This is a genomic window from Pseudoalteromonas shioyasakiensis, from assembly GCF_001550135.1.
Classification (GTDB): Bacteria; Pseudomonadota; Gammaproteobacteria; order Enterobacterales; family Alteromonadaceae; genus Pseudoalteromonas; species Pseudoalteromonas shioyasakiensis.
In genome coordinates this window covers 569,064-592,375 of sequence record NZ_LRUE01000015.1, presented here as the reverse complement: position 1 = coordinate 592,375, position 23,312 = coordinate 569,064, and the positions used below count along the sequence as shown (strand labels likewise).

The window sequence follows — 23,312 nt, the reverse complement described above, 5'->3', positions numbered from 1 at the left end:
AGCTTGATCAGCGACTAGCTTAATTTAAAGCGATTAATTTGCCCGTTTAAGTTATTCGCCAAGTTAGCCAGCTTACTCGATGAGTCCGAAATGCTTTGCGTTTGTTGCTGCGACTTTCGACTGGTGTCTTGTACTTCGTTTAAACGCTGGGCGATTTCTTCTGTTACTTGAGATTGCTGCTCAGATGCAGAAGCTATGGTCATATTGGCATCAGAAATGGCTTTTGCTTGTATGCTAATTTCATCGAGCATATGGCCCACTTTTTCTGAGTTTATCACCGCTTCTTTAATTTGATTATCGCTAGAGCGTATCCTCTGCGTCACAGCATTGGTTGCAGATTGTAATGAGTCAATTTTATCTTGGATCTCAAGAGTAGAGCTTTGTGTGCGACTAGCCAAAGTTCTTACCTCATCAGCAACAACGGCAAAACCTCGGCCTTGTTCACCTGCTCTCGCAGCTTCGATTGCGGCATTAAGTGCCAATAAATTAGTTTGTTCGGCTATATTACTGATAACACTTAAAATAACCGTGACTTCATTCACAGAGGACTCGAGTTGGTTAAGGTCTGTTAGTGATTTGGTGAGTGTATCGGCCACTGATTCAACAGAGCTAACTCCTTGTTGTACAACCTGTAGACCTTCTTGGGTTTTCTGATTAGCTGCGGTGGCACTGCTTGCCGCTTCTGCACAGTTTTGAGACACTTCTTTAACGGCCGTTGAGTTTTCATAGACTGAGCTTGAAATCACCTCAATCGCTTGGCTTTGAATATCATTTAGCGTTTTAGCTTGCTGTGAAATTTCATCTAGGCTTTTTGCTGCCACTTGCGCTTGCTCTGATTGATCATGTATCTCTTTAAGAAGCTGAGATAGCTTATCAACCATAATATTAAAGCTGCTCGCAAGCTGGCCTATTTCGTCATCGGCTTTGTGGTCAATATAACGAGATAGATCCCCTTCAGAGATACGCTTGGCTTCAGCAATCAAGGCATGGGTTGCTTTAATTACCTTTTTCTCTAATTGCCAGTAACACAATATCAAGGTAGCAATAATAGTCAGGACTAAAACTGTGCTAATTAAACTCAAGGTAACCACACGGTCGTGATTTCCTTTGACTTCAGCCGCACTTTTTTTCTCAATAGAGCTTAAAAACGCTTGCACAGGTTGCTGAATTTTCTCAACTTCTGCCATGTAAGCATCGTTGGTTAAAAGCTCGATAGCTTGCACCCACCTTTTATGCTCGCTAGGGGTTAAGTTATTGGTATCTCGGCCAAGCAAATCACTGACCAAGCTAAATGCTTTTTCTTCTGTTTCAACTAATTTAAGTGATAAGTCGTTAGATTTTTGCAAGAGGGCTAAATCATCAGCAGCCACATTAAACGCTCTCAAACGCTGTTCATAACTTTTCTTTTCACCATTTAGCCAAGCAGCTTTTCCTTGAATTTGATCAACAAGCTGGTGGTATTCAGCTTCATAGCGAGGATCTAAGGTTACAACATGTTGACGAGCAAGTTCTGTAAGGTGAATCGAGTTTGAAGATGAAAACTTAGCAAGATGACTTAGTTCATAACGCTGTTGGGCCGACTCCATACTTTCGTCTTGGCCTGATTGCAAAAATAGAATAATGAGGAGTAGGCCTGCTGCAAGGGCAATGGTTGCTGTGAAAACAGCTCTGAGTAAAAAGCGAATAGTCAAAATATTACCCTTCTCATTGAAAGTAAATATTATTAACCATAGTACAAAAATCTAATTTCAATAAAAATTACGAGTAAGTTAATTAGAGGTCATCATTTAAGCTTGTAATAAAGAGGCTTAAAATGACAAGGGCAGTGTCAACTGCCCTTGAATATTAAATTTATTGGTCGGCGGGGTACACAACGCCAAGTTGGCTTCGCGCTTCATCAAGCACCGCCATAACTTGTTTTGACAGCGTATGAGTATTAACTGAAGACTCAATTTGTCCGGCATTCGCTGCTTGAATAAAGTGGCTTACTTCATGGCGCATAAAGTGTTCATCAAATGGCTCAGAGAGTTCTTCAACCGTGCCATCGTTACCTATGTATTGCATACGCTTTAATAAAGAGACTGCTTCTATACGAATACGGCCTTTTTCACCTTGTATCTCAGTAAAATTATCGCCTTGCGAGATTTTCGAATAGCTGATCACCGCTTGCTTATCTGCGTAATTTAATAATACATCGCCAGCTACATCAACGCCGGTCTCAAGTAACACGCCGCTGGCTTTTACAATCTGAGGCGCGCCCCATAATGCGAGTAAAATATACAGCGGATAGATACCTAAATCGACTAATGCACCGTTAGCAAATTCTGGCAAGAAAGTATTTGGTCGCTCGCCATTTTTATATTTATCGTAACGTGATGAGTACTGACTATATTGACCAATATATTTGCGGGGTGTGCCAATCTTTGCAATTGCATTTTTTAAGCGTGCGAAGTTTGGTAAATGGGTGGTCATCATCGCTTCCATGTATAAGCGTTGATGTGTTTTGGCCGCCTGAATGATGGCCTCAAGTTCTTTACTATTAGCAGCCGAAGGCTTTTCACCTAAAACATGTTTACCGGCTTTTAAACACATTACAGCATAGTCTTTGTGTAAGCTATTTGGCGCAGCAATGTAGACGGCATCGACTAATGGGTCTTCGCATACTTGCTCAATATTGGTAAACACCTTAGCCTTTTGAGCATCGTGCTTTGCAAGGAAAGCCTCGCCTGTTTGCTGCTCTCGAGAGCACACACCATATAAGGAGAATTGTTCAATTTGTTTAGCTGCACTCAGTAGTGTATCGCTTATAAAATTGGTACCTACAATCACAAAGTTCATGGTTACTCCTCGCTGTTTTGTGCAAGCCATGCTTGCCAATCCTGTTCAAACTTTTCCATTTGTTTATGTTTTTTGCTTAACAAATGTTTGTCTTCATCTTCTTGAGCCATATAAGGGCCTACGCGGCATAATGCACAGTGTTTATCACCTAAATAAGCGGGTAAAGTCAGCTTTACAGTAATGCTATTGTCAGCTTTTTTGCTAAATACATAGGTAATGCCACTGGTGTCTTTAACGTGTTTATCGCGGTCTACATTGCGAATTTTATAGCCTGGGAATAAATTAATATCGAATGGCATTTGCCCTAGATAATGGCAGTTTAGCCCTTGATTTAAGCTGCCTTCAATATTCCATTCGCGGTAAGGTTTTACATCCTTAGAGGTGATGTAGCAGAGCATTGGGCCGTTTTTATCTAATGCGAACTGGCTTGCGTAGTCTAGGTAGCGATGCAACAAAGCACGGTTTAAAACATTCATACCACCTTGTTGGGTATTTGCTTTAAATGCAGCTTCACCTTTAAACGCGGGTATAAGTGGAAATTGAAAAATAACCACATCAAAACAAGCGCCATCTAAGCGCTGCCACGAGTCTGGCTTTGTTACATCAAACTCGGTGAGTGTTTCAATGTTAAGTAGTCGCAAGGCGCTAAGTGCATTGTCGGCATATTTTTGTTCTATGGTGTTTGCATCATCATAAGTTGAAGCAACAAGCTTGGCCGGTTTTATATAACGCGCAATAGAGTGTGAAAATGATAAATCACCATCGCCAACCGTTAATATGCGCCAACTAGGGTCTAAAAACATGTTGTTATTTGCCTTGTGCTGGCGCTGTTTCTTGTGCGATTTCAGGGCAAAGGGCTAAGCGAGTTTTAAGCCCTTCAATGGCTATTTGCTTAAAGATTAAGTTAAAACTAATCAATACGGCAATAACGATATGAATAGGACCATGGGTAAAACCCGCGTCTGTGTCAAAAAGCATTAAGCCGAATAACAAGAACATGGTAGCTAAAAATATTTCAATCAACTGATTTGAATATAGCTTTAAATTGCCTTGGTTTTTATGATCTTTTTTAATGTGAATCGCACAAAAAAACGGGATCACTTTTATTTTAAAGTGAGCGTTTTTTTCTACGTAATTTTCGCCAAGGTGGTCTAGTTTAGCGCGCAGTTGATCTATCATAGCAAGTCCTTAAAAAACTGAGCCGCGGATGTTACCGCAAACGCAAGAAAAGGGCTACTCAGGATAGATATTCATGCCAATTACAAATATGTGGCATACAAACACCACAGACGTTAAAACAAAACGCATTTTTTGATAATCAACGTGATAGGTTTGCCACTGCGGTGAGCTTTTTTCAAATAACAGCACTAACCAAAAACTTGCTGCGAGCCAGACTAGAGTCCAAGTTGCTGGTAAAAAGCTTAAAAAGCCAATCGGTAAGATAGGAATAATTGCTTTAATAGCATCAGCATGCGTTTGCTGACCTGCATGCCATAAATTGCCAGCCATAAAGGCTAAAATAGCGATGCTATAAAAAGTGAAAAAGTCTAAATTGACGGCATTACTTCCAGCAATAAGTGGCCAACCTACGCAGCCTAAAAATGGTAGTAAACCTAAGTAACCAAGTTGAATGTGATTAATAAACTTTTCCATAATGACCTTTAAACCGCTTAAATTAAAAAGCATACCTAACGGTATGCTTTATTTAATAACTATTTTATACCAGTTAGGCGGCTAAAACGATCGCTTTATTATTGGCGTAATTCTCGACGTAGAATTTTGCCAACCGTCGATTTAGGCAATTGTTCCATAAAAATGATTGATTTAGGCACTTTGTAAGCACTTAAGTTTTCGCGGCAATAGTCACTCACCTGTTGCTCATCAATCTGCTCTTTTAAAGTAATGTAGGCACAGACACGCTCACCGGTTTTTTCATCTTTTGCACCAATAACGGCTGCTTCACAGATAGCTGGGTGCTGACAAAGTACGTTTTCAACTTCGTTAGGGTACACGTTAAAGCCAGAAACAATAATCATGTCTTTTAAACGGTCTACAATTTTGTAATTACCACTTGGTAGTTTTAGACCCACATCACCGGTTTTGAAAAAACCTCGCTTCATACATTTGTCGGTTTCATCTTGGCGCTGCCAATAACCCATCATCACCTGCGGGCCTTTAACAACAATTTCGCCAGACTCACCGTCAGCAACAGGCTCGTCGTTTTCATCCCAAATTTCCACAGTAGTGTTTGAGAGTGGGCGGCCAATGCTGCCAATTTCTTCTTTTTTAAAGTCGTTTAAGGTTGCAACAGGCGAGGTTTCTGATAAGCCGTAGCCTTCTGTGATTGTACATCCTGTGGTATTCATCCACGCATCAGCTGCAGCATGTGTTAAAGCTGCGCCCCCTGAAACGGTCATTTTTAGGTTTGAAAAATTCAGTGCCCTAAACCCTGGGTGCATACACAAGCCAATAAATAAGGTGTTAATCCCTGAAAAGTAATTAATCTCAAATGGTTCGATTTGCTTAACTAACGCATCTAAATCACGAGGATTTGGGATCAGTACGTTAAATTGCCCCATGGCAAATAGGCCAACCATATTCACTGTAAAGGCGTAAATATGATAAAGCGGAAGCGGGCAAATACCGGTTTCTTGACCTGGCTTTAAAATGTCGTCAAAGCGCTCATTCATTTGCTCGGCATTGGCTAAGATGTTGCCATGACTAAGCATCGCAGCTTTGGCAACTCCAGTGGTACCGCCGGTGTATTGTAAAACAGCAATATCATCACGACTGGCTTGATGAGTATTAAGAGGGGCGAGTCTTTCACCTTGGCGAATGAGTTCGTTTAACGAAAATTGACCCTCTTGCAATGTCGGCTCAGCAACCGCGGCTGCAACAATAACGGTTTTGATTGACGTATCATTGATAACCGTTGCTAATTTATCGGCAAGAGCATCAAGAATAACAATGGCTTTAACATCTGCATCATTAAACTGATGTAGCATTTCACGGGCAGTATAAAGCGGGTTGGTATTGACTACGATTAAACCTGCACGAAATGCTGCATAGGTAACGATAGGGTAATCAACAATATTCGGTAATTGAATGGCTATTCTGTCTCCAGCAACAAGACCACTTTGTTGTTGAAACCACTGTGCCAAATAGCGAGACTGTTGTTCAACTTGGGCATAGCTGAGTGTTTTACCTGCACTGTTATAGGCAGGAAGGTCGGCATAAGTTTGACAAGTATACTCTATTAATTGCGTTAGGTTATCATGTGTGTTCATGGGGATTCCTTAGCGTGTTGTTCTTATTAATTGTTGTTTAATGAGGCGATCCATCACAGAACCCATTATCCAATTCGGTAAGTAACGACTCATGATATAGGTTAGTTTAGATTGTAAGCCTAGGATCACCATTAATTTTTGTTTATCTAAGCCTCGCAGAATATGCTTTGCGGTATCGATAGGGTTTGCCACAGCCATATGTTTTTCGCTTTCGCAAATTAAGCTGATTTTTATGTTATTTGGCTTAAATTTCTTGCGTAGCTTTTTGGCTAAAATCAAAGCGTTTGGCTCTGGCGTAAATTTAGTTGCATCAATAAGGGGGGATGTAATTGCTAGGTGGCCGTTCATGCTTAAGTGTGGCGTTATTAGTGTTGCAAAGTGCTGACAAGCAATACTATTTTCTTTACTTAGTTGCTCATTGGTACTGCAGCTAAAAATGGCTAAATCTGGTTTGCCTATCGCTGCGATTGCATTATTTACTTGAGTTTGCAGCGCTTCATTATCGCAGATATGCGTAGCAAAATACTCAATGTATTGGTAATCATCAGCAAGCTCACTTAACGATTGTTTTGTTTGTTCGTTGAAATGTACGTCAAATAACGCGACATCGTCACCACGGCTAATATATTGCTTTGCCAATTCGAACCCAATGCCACTGTTGGCACCGGTAATAAACACTCTTCTTAACATTGCACGACCACTAATTAGCGAAACTAGCTAGTCAATATATATAAATTGTTAACAGAAAACTTAGCTTTAAACGACTCGTTTTTAACTTTTTGCGCCATTAGCTCGAGTGTGACTTACGATAATCTTTTGGTGGAATGCCATACCAGCGCTTAAAAGCGCGAGTAAACTCGCTGTAATTAGAAAAGCTTAAGATATCTGAGATGTTCGATAAACTGAGGCTAGATTCTGTTAAATATTGGTGTGCTAGATTACAGCGTACATCATCAACTAATTCACGAAAGGTTGTGTCATGCTTTGTTAAGTGACGCTGCAAGCTACGAGCACTCATTGATAGCTTTTCGGCTATTAGGTTTACGCCAAATTCTTCGTGGAGTAAGTATTGTTTGATCAGCACTTCAACATGATCTGCAATGTTTTCGCGTTTTGTGTCTGCTGGCTGTCCAAGCTGTTGGCTAAGTATAGAAAACAGTTGCTTATCTGAGTTCTTAATAGGGAGCTTTAGGTATTTTCTTTCAAATACCACTGCCGTGTGTGCACAGTTAAATATTGGAATTTGCCCTAGCGCTTGGCGATAAACACTTTGGTTGTCATCACAGCTATGGGGAAGCTCCAAACGAGACAGTTTTATTTGATCATCGGTTAACTGCTTTAATAAATTGACCCCAACACTTAAGGCTAAGTCGGCACCATGATAAACACTTACCTTTAGGCTAGTGCGAACTAAAAATGATAGCTTTACATAGTCTTGGTCTACTTCAAGGAGTAAGTCAGCGCTATTTTGATGAACATGATAGTACTTAGTTAAATTTTTTAGCGCCATTTCAAGGGTGTCGCAATTGCCCATCAAATAGCCAACAGACCCTAAAATATTCAAGCTTTGCCAACGGCCTAATTCTAGCCCGAAATAGGGCAGGTTTAATTCTTTCGCGGTGAGTTCTAATAGCTGAATGAGTTGCTGATACTGCACAAAGTTATTGGCATCTTGTAGTTGTTTTCTGTCTAAACCAACGCGCGATAATAGTGCGTCAGGGTTCACCAATTTACTTTCGATCAGTTCAATATAGCCGTGTAGAGCAGATACTCTAATAAGATCAGGAGCTTGTGTTAAACGGGGCATAATGTGCTCTTTTCTAGTGCGCTGGCGTAAAAAGTAAAAAAAATTGCGTGAAAAGTAAAGTAATACAGGTCATTAAAGTTTAACAATGTATTAACCAGGTGGCCTATTAACAGCAATTAAGGCTGTAACGTGCTTAGAGGAACACACAATGAACTACTCAAAAGTTTTTATTAGTGGTGGTAATGGCTTTATTGGCCGCTCACTCGCCCGCTACTTTAAAGCGCAGGGTATTGCTGTATGCGGTGTTGATTTAACCCCTTGTGAAGAATTTAACATTGTTGCTGGTAATTTGAATGAGCCAGCGAGTTGGCGCTCATTAATGAATGACTGCGATTTAGTTATTCATACAGCGGCAATTGTTTCAAATGCGTTTAGCTATAAACAAACATGGCAGGCGAATGTGGGTTGGACGAAAAACTTACTCGATGCAGCGGTGGCTGCAAACACAGTAAAGCGCTTTATTCATATTTCGTCGACGGCCATCTATGGTAGTGATTGGCAAACTGATATTAAAGAAGATGCGCCTTTGTTCCCTGATGGCAGAGCCTATAACGATTCGAAAATGATGAGCGAGCATTTATCACTAAGCTATCACGCCAGTAAAAAACTAAATGTCACAATAATTCGACCTGGCGATGTCTATGGGCCCGGCTCAAGACCGTGGATAGCTTACCCATTACAAGAAATCGCCAAAGGCAAGTTCATGGTACCAGAGGGCATGTTTGGGCCTGTTTATATTGATGATTTAGTCAAAGGCATTTACCAAAGTGCCATGAGCGACGATGCAAGCGGTGAAATTTTTAATCTATCAGGCCCTGAGCAAGTGACTAATCAAGTTTATTTTAATTACTTGGCACAGGCACAAGGGAAAAATCACGTCACAGTAGTGAATTTGGCTTTAGCGTTAAAGCTAACAGGGTTCATTGAGTGGTGTTATCACCTAGTTGGTAAAACCACAGATATCAATCCGTCGACCATGCGCATGCTAAGTCGTAAAAGTGCAGCGTACAGTAATGAAAAGGCGCAAAACATTTTTGGTTATAAACCAGAATTTACATTACAGCAAGGTATGCAACATGCATTGCAGTGGGCGTATGAACAAGGGCTGTGTAAAGAAGAACCACGCACAAATACCGCCACGGCAAATTAAAGGCAACTAGTTAACTTATTGAAAGCAAGTGAAAAGAGGGCACACACATGGCATTACCAGATATTATTAATCATCAAGATTTCTTACTGACTATTCATACAAATGATGAAAAGCTAATTAAAAACGCTTTACCAGGCGTGCACATTTATCCACTCATGCTGGATTCTGAAAATGGGGTATGGGTATTACGTGTTTTATTTGAGCCGGGTACGGTTTTGCCAAAGCACTTTCATACTGGGGTTGTACATTTATATACCCTAGCAGGCAGCTGGCACTACACAGAATACCCTGACGATTTACAAGTGGCTGGTAGCTATTTGTTTGAGCCAGGCGGTTCTATTCATCAATTTCAAGTACCAGCAGACAACACTGAAGTGACCGATACCTTTATGGTGGTTATGGGATCTAACATTAACTTTGACCCAGATGGTAACTATATGAACATTATGGATGCAGGTTGGATTGAGCAAGTGATGTTAGCAGCCGCAAAAGAGCAAGGAATTGAGCCTAACTACATTAAACCAAAGAGTTTATATGGTTTTAGTAAGTAATTTTATTCCCTGAAGTGAAAGCCCTTGATTACATAAGTGATTGAGGGCTTTATAGTTTTTGGTATTTTTAATCTTTCAATCTAAAAAACAAATCAATTTAATCTAAACAATCAATTTTATTTTAATCGCTCACACCTCTATTGTATTAATCAAGCAGACGCAAGGCTGCGTTAATTAAACTTTTTTAAATACATCAATGAGGAATATTATGAGCACTTCATTAATTAACACAAAACTACAACCATTCAATGCAACAGCTTACCACAACGGTGACTTTGTAGAACTAACAGAAAAAGACGTGCTAGGTAAGTGGTCAATCTTCTTCTTCTACCCAGCAGATTTCACTTTCGTATGTCCTACAGAGCTAGGTGATGTTGCTGATTACTACGAGCAACTTCAAGAAATGGGTGTTGAAGTTTACTCAGTATCAACTGACACGCACTTCACTCACAAAGCATGGCACGATACGTCTGACACAATTGGTAAAATCAAATTCCCAATGATTGGTGACCCTACAGGTCGTATTACACGTAACTTCGGTGTGATGATTGAAGACGAAGGTCTTGCTCTTCGCGGTACATTCGTAATGAACCCTGAAGGCGAAATCAAAGTAATCGAAACTCACGACTTAGGCATCGGCCGTAGCGCGAAAGAGTTAGTACGTAAAGTACAAGCTGCACAGTACATTGCTAACCACGACGGTGAAGTATGTCCTGCATCATGGCAGCCAGGTGAAGAGACACTTGCTCCTTCACTAGACCTAGTTGGCAAAATCTAATTTGCCACAGCATTAAACGATAGCAAAGCTTTGCTTTGCTATCTCAATGCAACCTTAATTGCCCATCACAACTCACATTAAGCACATTAGCGGGTGATGGGCAGTTATCCCTAAAATTTTTCTAGATTATTTATTCTGAACTCAAGGGCTAAGCCATGTTAGATACGAATATCAAAAACCAATTAACAAGCCACTTTGCTTCTATTACCAGCCCTGTTGAGCTGCTTATCGCCTTGGATGACAGCAATAAATCAACAGAACTTAAAAACTTAGCAAACGATTTAGCTTCGTTAAGCGACAAATTTTCGGTGCGAGATAACCCTAGCCAAGATGTGCGTCGTCCATCTGTGGTGGTATCTTCACCTATTAACAATACGCAAATCACATTTGCGGGTGTGCCTATGGGCCACGAATTCACCAGTTTGATCCTTGCTCTACTGCATACAGGCGGTCATCCAAGTAAGGCATCAGAGACTGAAATTGAACAAATTAAATCATTGCCTGGGCCGCTTAACTTTGAAGTGTATATTTCATTGAGTTGTCAAACATGTCCGCAAGTAGTGCAAGCACTTAACCTGATGGCGGCACACAATGAAAATGTTACGGCTACGATGATTGATGGCGCCTTGTTCCAAGACGAAGTGAACGAGCGTAATGTGTTAGCAGTACCGGCTGTGTACTTAAATGGTGAGTTATTCAGCCAAGGCGCTGTAAACCTGACTGATATCTTAAATAAAGTAGATACCAAAGCGGCTGCACGACAAGCCGAAGCACTGAACGATAAAGAGTTATTCGATGTACTTGTTGTTGGTGGTGGCCCTGCAGGCGCTTCTGCGGCAATTTATTCAGCACGTAAAGGCTTAAATACGGGTGTGATTGCAGAGCGTTTTGGTGGTCAGGTATCAGACACATTAGCAATTGAAAACTTTATATCAGTTAAAGCGACCGAAGGCCCTAAATTGGTTGCACAACTTGAAGAGCACGTAAAAGAATACGATGTTGATGTAATGCAAAACCAACGTGCGGCATCGCTTACTAAGCAAGATAATTATCAAATTACGCTAGAAAATGGCGCGGTCTTAAATGCTAAGTCAGTGGTGTTAGCAACCGGTGCACGCTGGCGTGAAATGAACGTGCCAGGTGAGAAAGAGTATCGCGGTCATGGCGTTGCTTATTGTCCTCACTGTGATGGTCCGTTATTTAAAGGCAAAGCTGTAGCTGTTATCGGCGGTGGTAACTCTGGTATTGAAGCTGCAATCGACCTTGCAAACATTGTTGAGCATGTCACTGTGCTTGAATTTGCTGATACCTTACGTGCTGACGAAGTACTTATTCGTAAAGCAAATAGCTTAAACAACATTACTATTATCAAAAACGCGCAAACGACAGAAGTTGTTGGTGATGGTAAACGAGTAACAGGCTTAAGCTATATTGACCGCATCTCTGGCGATGAAAAATCACTTGAGCTTGCAGGTATCTTTGTGCAAATCGGCTTGGTGCCAAACACTGAATGGTTAAAAGATTCAGCGTTATCACTGACTCGCTTTGGCGAAATCGAAATTGATAGCAAAGGTGCAACATCATTACCGGGTGTTTACGCGGCAGGTGATGCAACAACAACGCCGTTTAAGCAAATCATTATTGCTATGGGCAGTGGTGCAACGGCAAGCTTAGGTGCATTTGATTACTTAATTCGCCACAGCGATGAAACTCAAAGCACAGAAGATGCAGCCTAATTAGTTGCATAAACAATGACTCTTGATTAGGCAGCTCACACCCATAGCTGCCGCTTTAAAGCCGCCCTCTCCAAAGGCGGCTTTGTTTTTATTAATACAGCTATTGGTACTGTGCTGCAGTAATAAACTCCTCAAAACTTTCACACCAAATAACTACTGTATTGTAATCACTGACATCGATACCTTGTGGTACAACTAATTTAAAGCCATTGAACGAACGTACCCCCGCAATACGCTGCATGGTGCCTTTTTGTGCTAAAAAATCGTCTTCGTTATCAATGAAATTTCGTGATAGATAAAGTTGATAGTCGGGACCTGGTGATAACGTGCCTTGCATAGAAATAGCATCATTCGTTAGATACACCATGCCATCACCATAATGAAAGCGATCTGAGCCTTTGAGGCCGGGCTTAAACGTTGCACTAAACTGCGATCGACCTTGATGCTGCTTCAAAATAGCAATATCGGGTGCTGGTTGTTCAGTTAAAATAGGTAAACTGTACACTCCAGCTATAAAACCCGCAGCAAAAATCGCCAATGTCATAATGATGATTATCAGCGCTTTTAGCATGCTTACTCCTTATTTTTTAGCGTTATGATGTGACGTTGCTTTAAAGAAAATTGTTTTTCAACATCTCCAAAGTATTGCAAATAGAGCTTCTCAAGTTCACCTGATTGCTGCAGTTTTTGCATACCTTGTTCTAGCATATCTCTAATGTGACTATTACTTTTACTTAAGTAAAAGTAATAGTCACTGGGGTATTGCAACATAATGTTTGGTGCAATAACAAAATTGAACTGCTTTAGTTTATTTAGTTCGCTACCAATAGCTAGTACTGAGCGTGGAAAGTAATCACCGAGTCCAGTTTCAAGGGCTTTGATCATGCCTGGGTAATCAAGCTCGCCATTGACTGTTAAACCATTGTTTTTCAGTACGCTATAATCAGACCAGCTCTGTTTTTGTAGGCCAACCAAGGGAGTTAAATCAGCAAGGGTTTCGATTTTGCTAAACTTTTCTTGATCTTCATGGCGGATAATAAGCAAACGTTGGCCGTGTAAGCCCTTGTAGAGAGGAATAGTCGTTCTGACTAATGAATCAGTTTGCTGCTGGGGTAAAGAAAGCCATGCTAAGGTAATTGTTTTATTATGGCTTAGCTGCTCTACAACACGTTTATTATTCATAGGCTTAATATTGTAAAGCAGTACAACATCCGCCCCCATTGCGGCAAAACTTTTGTCGAGAATATCGTGAATATATTGATTTTTCGCCGCATCGTTATAACTAGGTTTAGCAAGCTGAATAACAATTTGTTCATGAGCTAATACTTGTAGACTCGACAGAGCAAATGTCATTAGAAATATCAGTATTGCTCTGTTCATTAATTTAAGTCCTTTTTTGAGCGCACGTTTATACGACTATACTTTGAAAACATGCACCTGTTGTTGTAGACGCGAAGCCAGTGAGGCCAATTCTTGGCTGGCTTGAGCATTTTGCTGCGAGCTTTCGCTAACCAGTGAAATGCTACTACTAAATTCATTAATATTACAACTTAGTTCGTTAGCAACAGTGGTTTGCTCATCCGTTGCGGTGGATACTTGGTTGTTCATATCGGCGATAAGTGCCATTTCTTGAGTAATTTCAGTCAGTAATTGTGATGAGCGCTCTGCGTATTCAACACTTTGTTTAGCACTTTCGTCAGCATTACCCATGGCGGTCACTGCTTGCTGCGCCATTGTTTGTAGTTTACTGATCATTTCGTTAATACTGGCTGTGGCTTTTTGCGTGTTGTGTGCAAGCTGCCTTACTTCATCGGCTACTACTGCGAAACCGCGACCCGACTCACCAGCGCGTGCCGCTTCAATAGCTGCATTTAAAGCGAGTAAATTGGTTTGTTCTGCAACACCTTGGATCATCATCACCACTTGATTGATATCGGTTGATTGTGTATTTAACTCATTGATTAGTTTTGTATTCGCATTAACGATGTGTGATAAACGGTTTATTGCATCGATATTTTCTTGCACAGACTGCTGACCCAGCTTGGCTGTTTTATCAGTGTGAGTGGCTTTTTCTGATGTTGATAATGCATTTGCGGCCACTTGTTCAATGGCACTACTCATTTGTGTAATGGCGGTGGCAATCATTGCTGATTGATGCTCTTGCTCTGTGGCTGTGCTTGCAACTTGGTCGCTAATTGAGTTCATTTGCTCAGCAGCAGATGAAAGGGTGAGAGTGGCGCTCGTTACATCATTTACTAATGCATGAATGCGCTCCATCATGGCATTAAAATGATGTGCTGCTTGGGCTATTTCGTCATTACCATGGGTTTTTGCGCGCAGACGTAAGTCGGCATTTTCAGAGATAGAACCTATCGTTTCACTTAACGATAACAATGGGTTATGGATAGAGCGGTATATAATAAAGGCAATAGCCAATAATAAAATTATTAATATAGTGATAGAGGCAGTCATAGCGATACTGACTTGAGCAAAATCTTTATCTGCGGCGTTTTTAAACTTGTTAGCCTCATTGATTTGTAAGCTTATTAGCCCTTGATAGCTTTCACTGAGTGGGTCAAACACATCGTAAAGATTTTTTACGAATACCTCGTTAGGTACTGCTTTAAGTTGGTCACTTTTTACTTGGTTTAAAAATGTGCTTAGTTCGCTTTCTACTACAGCGAGATTCTTTTCCACGATATTAACTAAGCGCTGCTCTTCTGTGGTTAGCTTGGTTCCTAAGTAGCTTTTCCATTTGCTATCAGCAACATTTTTTGCATTTTCAACGGCGGATAGAAAGTCAGTTTTTGAAATTTGATCAGCGCGGTATTTATGGAATAGATCAACAATGCTAACTGCGTAATTGTCCGATACTGTTTTTATCTGCTCAAGGGGGATGACTCTATCGTCATACAAACTGTCGATGCCTTTTACCATGCCCGACATAATAGACATTGTAAAAATAGAGGTGATCACAAAAACTGTAACCGGTAACAAAGCCAAGACGGCTAATCGCGTACGAACGGTGTAGTTATTTAACATGAGCGTGCAAATTTTTGTAAGGACTTAGTATTAAAACTAATAGAGAAATAGTTTTAAGCAAGTTTTTGCAATTGTTTTGCAGGCTTTTTCTTGAGATAAATATCTATAACGACTTAAAGGTAGCCACAGAGGTGCGTTGGCTCTGGTTAAGATAACAAAGCCAGTATTTACACTGGCTTTGTTTTGTTCCTATTTGTACATTAATGACCGCGATTAGGCATTTGCCGAGGCATTTGTCTTTGTGTATTACGGCGCATTTGTTGGCGCTGCATACCTTGCTGACGTGCTCTATTTGCCCTATTTAATTGCTGCATACGATTTTGTTGCCTATTTTGAGTGTGCTGGCGTTGCTGCAATGTTTGCTTCGCTTTACTTTTATCTATGCTTTGCAATTTATTTTGCACTTGTTGGCGGTCAATATTTTGTGCCCGATCTTTGATTTGTTGCTGTTTATCGGTAGGTAATGTTTGCCATTTACCCTCAACACGTTGTTGCCATTTATCGGCATCACGCTTGAGCACGTTACCTTTTTGATCCGCAAACACGTTGTTTGCTTTATCGCGTTGGCTGATGGCTGTTTTTAAATCGCGTTTCACTTGCTGCTTTGAAGCGAGACGAGACTTACTCTGATCGCGTTTATAAATATTATGCCTTGGTTGCTTATTATGGTGGCCCGGTTTATGACCGACATTAATTTTGTTACCAATATTGATATTGCCATTATTAATAATAACTGGGCCGCGGTAACCACCGCCATACCAGCCATTACAGCAATGATAAGGTCGATAATGGGTTGGCCATCCAACATTCCAATTCATCCCTAAATTTAAAAAACCATTGCTCCAACTTAAGCCAAACGACCAACCTGTCCAGTTGTTATAGCCAATATTAAAACCCCAAGTCGGTGGGCGAGGGTAGTAGTAGCCACCGCCCCAGTATGGTGGGTAATACCAACCTGTACCATACACTGGCACGCCATAATAAGGGTATGACCACATGTAACCTGGGTAATAACCAACATACACCACCTCAGGAGTTGATTCGTATATCTCGACGTAAGTGACGTTGTATACGGGGGAACTTGGAGGAATTTTTGCGATGTCATCTTTTGGAATGCTATCAGCAACAAGCCAAGGCCCTTGTGCGGAATCTGCCTTAAACCACACCGCATTATCGACTGCATAATATTTGCCTTTAATTTGCAGCACTTGTGCATCCGTATTAATCGCATAAGAAACTTGCGTGCCCGGGATCCGTTCAAACTTAGGTTTGCCATCATAGTACACAGTTAAACTGGTATCTTTACGGCTGATAGCCGCTGTTTGCGGCACTTTTGCATCTAATACAGCTTCTTCAGCTTCTTCAGTACCGGCAACTGAAACTCTGAGGCCCCCTAAATCTGATTCAGGTGGAATATTGGCAAAGCTTTCTGGTAGTTCATCGCCGCGTACAAATGTCCATGGGCCTGTTTGTTGTTTTGCACGATACCAGCGCCCAGATAACAAGACATACATGTTATTCGTTTGCATTTCACGTAGCCACGGGGTTTCAGTGTTAAACACATACATGAGCTCGCCACCAGTTAAGCTTTTCCATTTAGCTGCGCCATCAGTTGCAATAAGTTCGGTGGGTTTAGTTGCTACAACAATGGCTGGTGGTGCACTTAGATCTGAGCTTTCGGTATCATTAGGAAGCATTTTTACAAGTTCAGCCGGTGGCGACTGAGTATAGTCATAAGGCCCTTTGGCTTGTTTTGCCTGATACCAAAATTGCCCATCGGTGAGATAACAAAGTTTGCTTTTGCTATCTTTAATCACTGTCATAGCGGTGTTTAAAGCACGCTCATATTGGCTGTTTTCAATTTTACTAAACTTAGGTTCACCATCAAAACTCAGTAATACCGACAGTTGCTCTTTGAAAATAATCGTTGGAGGGTCGGTTTTTAATTGCGTTAAACTTTGTTCTGCTGCTTCTGCACTTTCAAGGCTGGCGGTGAGTTGCGAAAGCGAGGTTTCGAATTGACTGGCTTTTATTGCTTCATTAACGACAGCAGTAAATTTTTGTTCTTCTGCATCTTTTGATTCAGGCCAGCGTACATCGGTGACAGTGATATTGCGAACGGTGACGGTATCGTTTTCGCGATCAGTATCTAGTTTAGCTCTAAACCAAAATACGCCAAACACAGCGTCATTGCCTGAAACCGAAAATGACATCGCTGCACGGGCTGTTAAAGTATTACCGTTTAGTTTCTCGGGTTGTGGCTGGTAAACAATGAGTGTGCCTTGTGACGTTTGCACTTGTTGAGGCCACTCAATGGCTTGGCTAAAAAATGAAAACAAACATAGAAAAGAGAGTATTAAAAGCCTGCAGGCAATAATAAAAGGTAGGGGGAGTTTCATGGTCAATCCTTGGCTAACATAACTCTTAAAAGTATAGCCAATGACATCGAAAACGCTTAAAAATTGTTCCTATTTTTAAAGCGTTAGCTTAGGCAACTTGAGTTAAAAAATTTGAGCCCGCATTTAAGCCCATTTCATAGCCCGCACTGAGTTTTTCAAATGATTTTGTTGTTCGACCAACTGCAAAGTTGGGTGGCGGTGCAATAATATTAATTTTACAATCGCTTGGTGGGTTGGTAATAAAATCAATGCTTTGATTGTAATTTTCTGCGCGTCTTAAGGTGGCTTCTGCTAATGCAGGGGTGTTTTTATAAAGACGTTTGACGAACCAAGGCGCTTTTGAAGGCTTTTTCTTATAGCCAAGAGGCTGAGATAAAATAACGGTGATTTCCTTATTGCCCATCTCGTATGCTTTACGGATTGGAATAGAATCTGCCACGCCACCATCAGTAAGTTGCAAATTGTCGATAACAGGAAATTCTCGATAAGCAATCGGCAGCGCACAAGAGGCTTTTAATTGCTGTTCAAGATGAGTTGCATTTGCTTTTAAGTACTCTGCCTGTCCAGTTTGTATGTTGGTTGTGACAATATAAAATTCACTAGCTTGTTTTTCGAAGGTGTCGAGATCTAGACGAATATCACGGATGGTTTCTTGCCACAGCCAGTCTAAATCAAACAGGTGACCACCTTTGATAAAACGAACAAAATCGATGAACTCTGGCCGGCAAGAGTAATCGGTGATCACTGCATGGTTACGTTTGTATTGGGCGCACAAATAGGCAGCAATGTTAGTGGCTCCGGCAGAAACACCATAGCATTGATTAAAAGGTTGGTAATTGGCTTGAATAAAAGCATCTAGTACGCCAGTGGCAAAAATACCACGCATTGCGCCACCTTCTACAACGAGTGCCTTATTATTGTTCATTTTTGCAACCTTGCTTGTAACCGTGAGTGCTTCTAACCATAGCAAACACGGTTACAAAACTAAATAGAGTTTTGGCTCTAAATGAGGTTTAACTATTGCTGAGTTATAGCGCCTCTACCCAAAGTACGCCAACTTGTTTGTCGGTTACTTTTACTGTGCTACCAGCAGCAATGGGAGACTGACTTTTTAATTGCCATGTAATACCCGAATACTGATGTGTGGTTAACCCTTTATCATCAACATCGGCATTAACGACAAAGGTAAGCTCAGCAAAATCGCTATGTATCGGCTTAGTATCGGTTTTATCCTGCATGCGTTTGAGAGGTTTCCAAAGCACGAGTGCAAAACCAAGAGTAAACACGATATTGCTCCAAAGCGCGGTAGTGTAACTCGTATCAAGTAGACCTATATTCATTAGTAAGCCACTGGCAAATAAAGATAAGCCTAAAAACAGTAATACATAGGTACTCATACCCAGTACAGCAACTTCAACAATTAGCGCGATAACACCTATAATCATCAGTGCTTCGGCTAAATGGGTATCTAAAAATGCCATTAGCTCACCTAACTTTGTTGCTTTTTATTCAAAGAGTTAATAATAGACATACCTTGAGCTACAAGCGAGCTTGCGTCAGTACCACTCTCAGGAAGTAATACCACAGATGATTCACGAGCAATGGCTTCTTTAGCAGCAATGGCTTTTGTGGCAAGGTCGAGTTGAATTGCTTTTTGGCCTTGTTCGGTGTCAGCGGCTTCACCTACTTTACGTAGTGCATCTGCTTGTGCTTCAGCAACGGCGATAATCGCTTTCGCTTCACCTTCAGCGCGTAAAATTTGCTCGGCTTTTTCAGCTTCGGCAGCAAGGACTTGGGCTTGCTTTTTACCTTCTGCCACGTTGATGGCAGACTGACGGTCACCTTCAGACTCTAAAATTTGCGCACGTTTTACACGCTCAGCTTTCATTTGTGCTTCCATGGCTTCCATTACAGAATTAGGTGGCACAATATCTTTAATTTCGTAACGTAAAACCTGAATACCCCAAGGCTCAGATGCTTGGTTAATCGCGGTAACTATGTTGGTGTTTAACATGTCGCGCTCTTCAAAGGTTTTATCTAGTTCCATTTTACCAAGTTCAGAACGCATCGTTGTTTGCGATAGCTGAGTAACCGCAAATACATAGTCATCAACACCATACGTGGCTTTATACGGGTCAAGCACGCGGAAATACAGCACACCATCGACGATAAGCGAGATGTTATCTTTAGTGATAGCAGACTGCGAAGGCACATCTTGCGCTTGTTCTTTTAAGCTGCGGTCAGCGGCAATACGGTCGATAAATGGCACAATAAAGTTTAAGCCGGCTTCTTTGGTCGAATGGTACTTACCAAAACGCTCGATTAACCAGGCACGATTTTGCGGCACAAATTTAACGCTACTTTTTAGTAGTACTAAAACAAAAATTAGAAGAAAGACTTCTACATTTAACAACAGGTCTAAAATGCTAGAAACGGGGTCCATGTACTTTCCTTAATACAATTAATATTATTTTTCACTGCTCAGATTACCACCACAAAGCAACCTGCGCCAATGATTTGTAATTGCAACCAGCTTAAAAACCGTCCAATTATTTAGGATTTGTATTAATACTTAAGTGCATGTTTTATCAAATACATGTGCTGATCAGCTTGTGCGACGATTTCATCGGCTGTTTTTTGTGTACCTAAAAACATGGTGACGCCGACACTGGCTGAGCCCTTATAGTTAAGATCTTGGTGAATAAACTCAACTTCGATGGCTGTTTGCAGTTTATCGGCAACGCGATAGGCATTTTGTTTGGCTGTTTGCTCATCACGACCAAGCCCTTCAAGTAATACAACAAACTCATCGCCACCAATGCGAGCTAAACAGTCTTTTTCGCGCACAACCGTTTTCATTCGATTAGCAATTTCAACAAGGTAAGCATCGCCGGTATTGTGGCCATATTGGTCGTTTAACTTTTTAAACTTATTGAGGTCGATAAATATTACTGCACCATAGTTTTGGTCGCGCTTGCTCATTTGTAACGCAAGCGATAAGCGAATATAAAAATAGCGGCGGTTTAAAAGTTCAGTTAGCGGGTCGGTGGAGGCAGCGTAGAGGAGTTGTTCTTCAAGGTGTTTTCGTTCGGTAATGTCTGTTGCAATACCTAAAATGCCGATGACTTTGTTAGGCTCTGTGTCGCAAATAATAGGGGTTTTCACTTCCCAGAAAATATATTGGTGTCCGTCGGGAAAGGTAAGCTCAACTTCTTCACGGGTACGCTCACCGCTGAGCACCCGCTTGTCTATTTTGGCTAGCTTTTTTACGTCAGGAATTGGGAAAAAGTCCACATCACTTCTATGTTGTAATTCTTGCTCAGAGCAAGCAAATAAACTCAAGGTAAGCTTATTAGCATAAACGTAATGCCCGAGCTCATTTTTTATGTAAACGTATGCGGGTACGTTATCAAGTGCAAACTTTAATTCAGCAACATGAACGGGCAATTTAGAGTTATTAAGTTCGGCCACAATATGTCCCTATATAACAAGCCATAAATTGATAGTGAACGAAAATATATTATTAAACAAGACTGACCACAGAGCAAAAATTATAACTAATGATTTATGTATAGTTTTGAAAAATAAATAAAAAATTAATAGTTGGAATGGGTGATGAACTTTGTTATTAGGTGTGTTTTAGACTCGTTTGGTTATCTCAAATTTTAACTATTTTTTATTACTGTGTGATTAAAAACTTCCTTGTTTTTAGTCATCACTTTGGCTTTTATGCTTTGTTGAGAATGGCAAGGTGTTTTGTATGATGCGCGCTAAATAAGCGACAAAAAATATAACCCGTTACAAACATTGATAAGCTATAGGTTGCTCCAGGAATTGCCATGGCGGCATTATTGATTAAGGTACTCGCAATTAAAATGGCAAGAGTGCCATTTTGTAGCCCAACTTCAACCGCAATGCTCATTTGTTGCTTGTGATCTAAGCCCGATATTTTTGCAAAAAACAGCCCTAGTAACAGCGTGCTGAGGTTTAATGTCAGCGTTGCAATGCCACTGGTCGCAAAAAACTCAGCATTTGGTCAGCATTTTTATGAATAATGCTAAGCACTATCACAATTAAGAACACACTCGAAAAACGACGTATAAAGGGTTCTATTTTCAAGCTCAAATGGGGTTTAAAGTGATTAAATACCATTCCTAAGCAAACAGGAAGCACCGTTATCATCAGCATTTGCACTATGGTTTTAATCACTGGCAAAGCGAATTCGTGGCCCGGCACACTCAATGTTTGCATGGCAAAATGCATAATCAGTGGCAAGGTAAAGGGTGAGATAAATGTGGCTAGCGTTGTTAGACTTATTGACAGCGCAACATCCCCTTTGAATAAATAGGTATAAAGGTTTGAGGTCACACCGCCAGGGCAGCAAGCTACTAAAATCAGACCTATAGCGAGCTCTGGGGTTAGGGTAAAACTCATTGCTAATAAAAACGCAACGCTTGGCAATAACAGTAGTTGGCAGCTTAAGCCTAATGAAAGTGCTTTGGGGCTAATAAATAATGCCCCAAAGTCTTGCTTTTTAAGCCCTAACCCCATGCCAAACATGATGATAAATAGTGCTAAAGGCAGCACTATTTTAGTCATGATATCAATTTGCATGGTATATCCTTATTGATCGTAACCCGGACTTTTATTGTCGAGTAAGCGCAGTAAGGCAGGCCAAGCAATTGCGCCACCCAGTCCCTTAGTAGCAACTTCAGTTTGCCCTTTGATACCCTCAATAATCGCGCTAGGTACTTGTACGAGTTGCTCGGTATTTTGTGAAGTACGAGTTTGTACAGCGCATGCAGCTTCAAAAACATACATAAACAAAAATGCATCAGCGACCGTTTTACCTACTGTTAATAGGCCATGATTACGTAGCATTAGAAAGTTATTAGAACCTAGGTCATTCACTAAACGGTCTTGCTCAGCAGGGTTAAGGGCAATGCCCTCGTAGTCGTGATAACCCAAACCTGAGTGCACAACAACAGCTTGCTGAGAGATAGGCAATAAGCCGTCTTTGTTAGCAGACACTGCCGTGCCATTGAGTGAGTGGGTGTGAATAACGCAATGGGCATCATCACGCGCCATATGAATACAGCTATGAATATTAAACCCCGCAGGATTAACTGGGTATTCACTGTCATGCAGCTTATTACATTGTTGATCTACTTTGATAAGACTTGATGCGGTAATTTCGTGAAACATCATGCCATACGGGTTTATCAAAAATTCGTTATCTGTGCCGGGAACACGCATTGAAATATGGGTAAAAATTAAATCATCCCAGCCATATATAGCAACTAGGCGATACGCGGCAGCGAGCTCAACACGGGCTTGCCATTCTTGCTCTGATACTGTGTGTTTCATGGTCATGGTGTTTTCCTAAAATGGTACTTTGCGAATAATAATGTCTTTAAACATGACCCAATCACCAATAAAGCTATAAAAAGGGTGTGTAAAAGTAGCGGGGCGATTTTTTTCAAAAAAGAAATGACCAACCCAAGCAAAGCCATAGCCCACAACTGGGCATAAAATTAGCCAGCTATATTGCTGCTGATAAATAGCGGCAAACAAAATAGCCAAAACAATCCAACTGCCAATGAAATGTAAGCGTCGACAGACTTTATTTTTGTGTTCTTGTAAGTAATAGGGGTAAAACTCTTTAAAGCTCGCGAACTCGCGTTTACTTGCTACAGTGCCCATATTGTTGTCTCCGTTGTTAAT

Annotated in this window: 24 protein-coding genes; 4 read left to right on the top strand and 20 right to left on the bottom strand. The window is 40.9% G+C overall.

Annotated features, from left to right (window positions below; translation table 11 throughout):
• Nucleotides 1-14: 14 nt before the first annotated feature.
• The 8 genes from PASHI_RS11915 to PASHI_RS11880 all read right to left on the bottom strand — a co-directional run bounded on the left by PASHI_RS11915 (nucleotide 15) and on the right by PASHI_RS11880 (nucleotide 7,932).
• On the bottom strand, nucleotides 15-1,691 hold the full coding sequence (locus PASHI_RS11915; RefSeq protein WP_062565768.1) for a methyl-accepting chemotaxis protein: 1,677 nt from the start codon (nucleotides 1,689-1,691) through the stop codon (nucleotides 15-17).
• Between the two features lie 160 nt (nucleotides 1,692-1,851).
• Nucleotides 1,852-2,838, bottom strand: a complete 987-nt coding sequence (locus PASHI_RS11910) for a Gfo/Idh/MocA family protein (protein ID WP_062565767.1) — start codon at nucleotides 2,836-2,838, stop codon at nucleotides 1,852-1,854.
• A gap of 2 nt (nucleotides 2,839-2,840) precedes the next feature.
• On the bottom strand, nucleotides 2,841-3,641 hold the full coding sequence (locus tag PASHI_RS11905) for a class I SAM-dependent methyltransferase (RefSeq protein WP_062565766.1): 801 nt from the start codon (nucleotides 3,639-3,641) through the stop codon (nucleotides 2,841-2,843).
• 4 nt (nucleotides 3,642-3,645) lie between these two features.
• Nucleotides 3,646-4,017 (bottom strand): hypothetical protein, encoded by a 372-nt coding sequence (locus PASHI_RS11900; RefSeq protein WP_062565765.1) that lies wholly within the window; start codon nucleotides 4,015-4,017, stop codon nucleotides 3,646-3,648.
• Nucleotides 4,018-4,071: 54 nt separating this feature from the next.
• The gene (locus PASHI_RS11895) at nucleotides 4,072-4,491 is read right to left on the bottom strand and encodes a DUF3429 domain-containing protein (protein WP_062565938.1); all 420 of its coding nucleotides are present in this window, start codon (nucleotides 4,489-4,491) and stop codon (nucleotides 4,072-4,074) included.
• Between the two features lie 98 nt (nucleotides 4,492-4,589).
• On the bottom strand, nucleotides 4,590-6,125 hold the full coding sequence (locus tag PASHI_RS11890; protein ID WP_062565764.1) for an AMP-binding protein: 1,536 nt from the start codon (nucleotides 6,123-6,125) through the stop codon (nucleotides 4,590-4,592).
• A 9-nt stretch (nucleotides 6,126-6,134) separates the two neighbouring features.
• On the bottom strand, nucleotides 6,135-6,815 hold the full coding sequence (locus PASHI_RS11885) for an SDR family NAD(P)-dependent oxidoreductase (protein WP_082710917.1): 681 nt from the start codon (nucleotides 6,813-6,815) through the stop codon (nucleotides 6,135-6,137).
• Between the two features lie 97 nt (nucleotides 6,816-6,912).
• A complete protein-coding gene (locus PASHI_RS11880; protein ID WP_062565762.1) occupies nucleotides 6,913-7,932 on the bottom strand; it encodes an AraC family transcriptional regulator in 1,020 nt (339 codons plus the stop codon).
• A gap of 148 nt (nucleotides 7,933-8,080) precedes the next feature.
• Here PASHI_RS11880 and PASHI_RS11875 point away from each other — a divergent pair, with 148 nt between their 5' ends.
• From PASHI_RS11875 to ahpF, 4 genes are all read left to right on the top strand, one after another.
• The gene (locus PASHI_RS11875; RefSeq protein WP_062565761.1) at nucleotides 8,081-9,082 is read left to right on the top strand and encodes an NAD-dependent epimerase/dehydratase family protein; all 1,002 of its coding nucleotides are present in this window, start codon (nucleotides 8,081-8,083) and stop codon (nucleotides 9,080-9,082) included.
• A gap of 47 nt (nucleotides 9,083-9,129) precedes the next feature.
• Nucleotides 9,130-9,633 (top strand): 2,4'-dihydroxyacetophenone dioxygenase family protein, encoded by a 504-nt coding sequence (locus PASHI_RS11870; protein WP_054562481.1) that lies wholly within the window; start codon nucleotides 9,130-9,132, stop codon nucleotides 9,631-9,633.
• Between the two features lie 208 nt (nucleotides 9,634-9,841).
• Nucleotides 9,842-10,411, top strand: coding sequence for an alkyl hydroperoxide reductase subunit C (gene ahpC / locus PASHI_RS11865; RefSeq protein WP_054553958.1), 570 nt, complete (start codon nucleotides 9,842-9,844; stop codon nucleotides 10,409-10,411).
• A gap of 155 nt (nucleotides 10,412-10,566) precedes the next feature.
• Complete coding sequence (ahpF, locus tag PASHI_RS11860) at nucleotides 10,567-12,147, top strand: alkyl hydroperoxide reductase subunit F (protein WP_062565760.1); 1,581 nt, start codon at nucleotides 10,567-10,569, stop codon at nucleotides 12,145-12,147.
• 100 nt (nucleotides 12,148-12,247) lie between these two features.
• Here ahpF and PASHI_RS11855 read toward each other — a convergent pair whose 3' ends face one another.
• The 12 genes from PASHI_RS11855 to PASHI_RS11805 form a co-directional block, all read right to left on the bottom strand.
• On the bottom strand, nucleotides 12,248-12,718 hold the full coding sequence (locus PASHI_RS11855) for a DM13 domain-containing protein (RefSeq protein ID WP_062565759.1): 471 nt from the start codon (nucleotides 12,716-12,718) through the stop codon (nucleotides 12,248-12,250).
• Nucleotides 12,719-12,720: 2 nt separating this feature from the next.
• Nucleotides 12,721-13,527 (bottom strand): substrate-binding periplasmic protein, encoded by an 807-nt coding sequence (locus PASHI_RS11850; RefSeq protein WP_062565758.1) that lies wholly within the window; start codon nucleotides 13,525-13,527, stop codon nucleotides 12,721-12,723.
• A gap of 36 nt (nucleotides 13,528-13,563) precedes the next feature.
• Complete coding sequence (locus PASHI_RS11845) at nucleotides 13,564-15,189, bottom strand: methyl-accepting chemotaxis protein (protein ID WP_062565757.1); 1,626 nt, start codon at nucleotides 15,187-15,189, stop codon at nucleotides 13,564-13,566.
• Nucleotides 15,190-15,389: 200 nt separating this feature from the next.
• Nucleotides 15,390-17,588, bottom strand: coding sequence for a hypothetical protein (locus tag PASHI_RS11840; RefSeq protein ID WP_062565756.1), 2,199 nt, complete (start codon nucleotides 17,586-17,588; stop codon nucleotides 15,390-15,392).
• Between the two features lie 88 nt (nucleotides 17,589-17,676).
• Complete coding sequence (locus PASHI_RS11835; protein ID WP_062565755.1) at nucleotides 17,677-18,513, bottom strand: patatin-like phospholipase family protein; 837 nt, start codon at nucleotides 18,511-18,513, stop codon at nucleotides 17,677-17,679.
• Nucleotides 18,514-18,616: 103 nt separating this feature from the next.
• On the bottom strand, nucleotides 18,617-19,069 hold the full coding sequence (locus PASHI_RS11830; protein ID WP_062565754.1) for an NfeD family protein: 453 nt from the start codon (nucleotides 19,067-19,069) through the stop codon (nucleotides 18,617-18,619).
• Between the two features lie 8 nt (nucleotides 19,070-19,077).
• On the bottom strand, nucleotides 19,078-20,031 hold the full coding sequence (locus PASHI_RS11825) for an SPFH domain-containing protein (RefSeq protein WP_054562473.1): 954 nt from the start codon (nucleotides 20,029-20,031) through the stop codon (nucleotides 19,078-19,080).
• A gap of 122 nt (nucleotides 20,032-20,153) precedes the next feature.
• On the bottom strand, nucleotides 20,154-21,059 hold the full coding sequence (locus PASHI_RS11820) for a sensor domain-containing diguanylate cyclase (protein ID WP_062565753.1): 906 nt from the start codon (nucleotides 21,057-21,059) through the stop codon (nucleotides 20,154-20,156).
• A gap of 256 nt (nucleotides 21,060-21,315) precedes the next feature.
• The gene (locus PASHI_RS22165) at nucleotides 21,316-21,510 is read right to left on the bottom strand and encodes a hypothetical protein (RefSeq protein WP_208855494.1); all 195 of its coding nucleotides are present in this window, start codon (nucleotides 21,508-21,510) and stop codon (nucleotides 21,316-21,318) included.
• Nucleotides 21,511-21,581: 71 nt separating this feature from the next.
• A complete protein-coding gene (locus PASHI_RS11815) occupies nucleotides 21,582-22,202 on the bottom strand; it encodes a bile acid:sodium symporter family protein (RefSeq protein ID WP_208855493.1) in 621 nt (206 codons plus the stop codon).
• Nucleotides 22,203-22,211: 9 nt separating this feature from the next.
• Complete coding sequence (locus PASHI_RS11810) at nucleotides 22,212-22,961, bottom strand: class II aldolase/adducin family protein (RefSeq protein ID WP_062565752.1); 750 nt, start codon at nucleotides 22,959-22,961, stop codon at nucleotides 22,212-22,214.
• Nucleotides 22,962-22,970: 9 nt separating this feature from the next.
• Nucleotides 22,971-23,291 (bottom strand): Mpo1-like protein, encoded by a 321-nt coding sequence (locus PASHI_RS11805; RefSeq protein WP_054562470.1) that lies wholly within the window; start codon nucleotides 23,289-23,291, stop codon nucleotides 22,971-22,973.
• Nucleotides 23,292-23,312 lie beyond the last annotated feature (21 nt).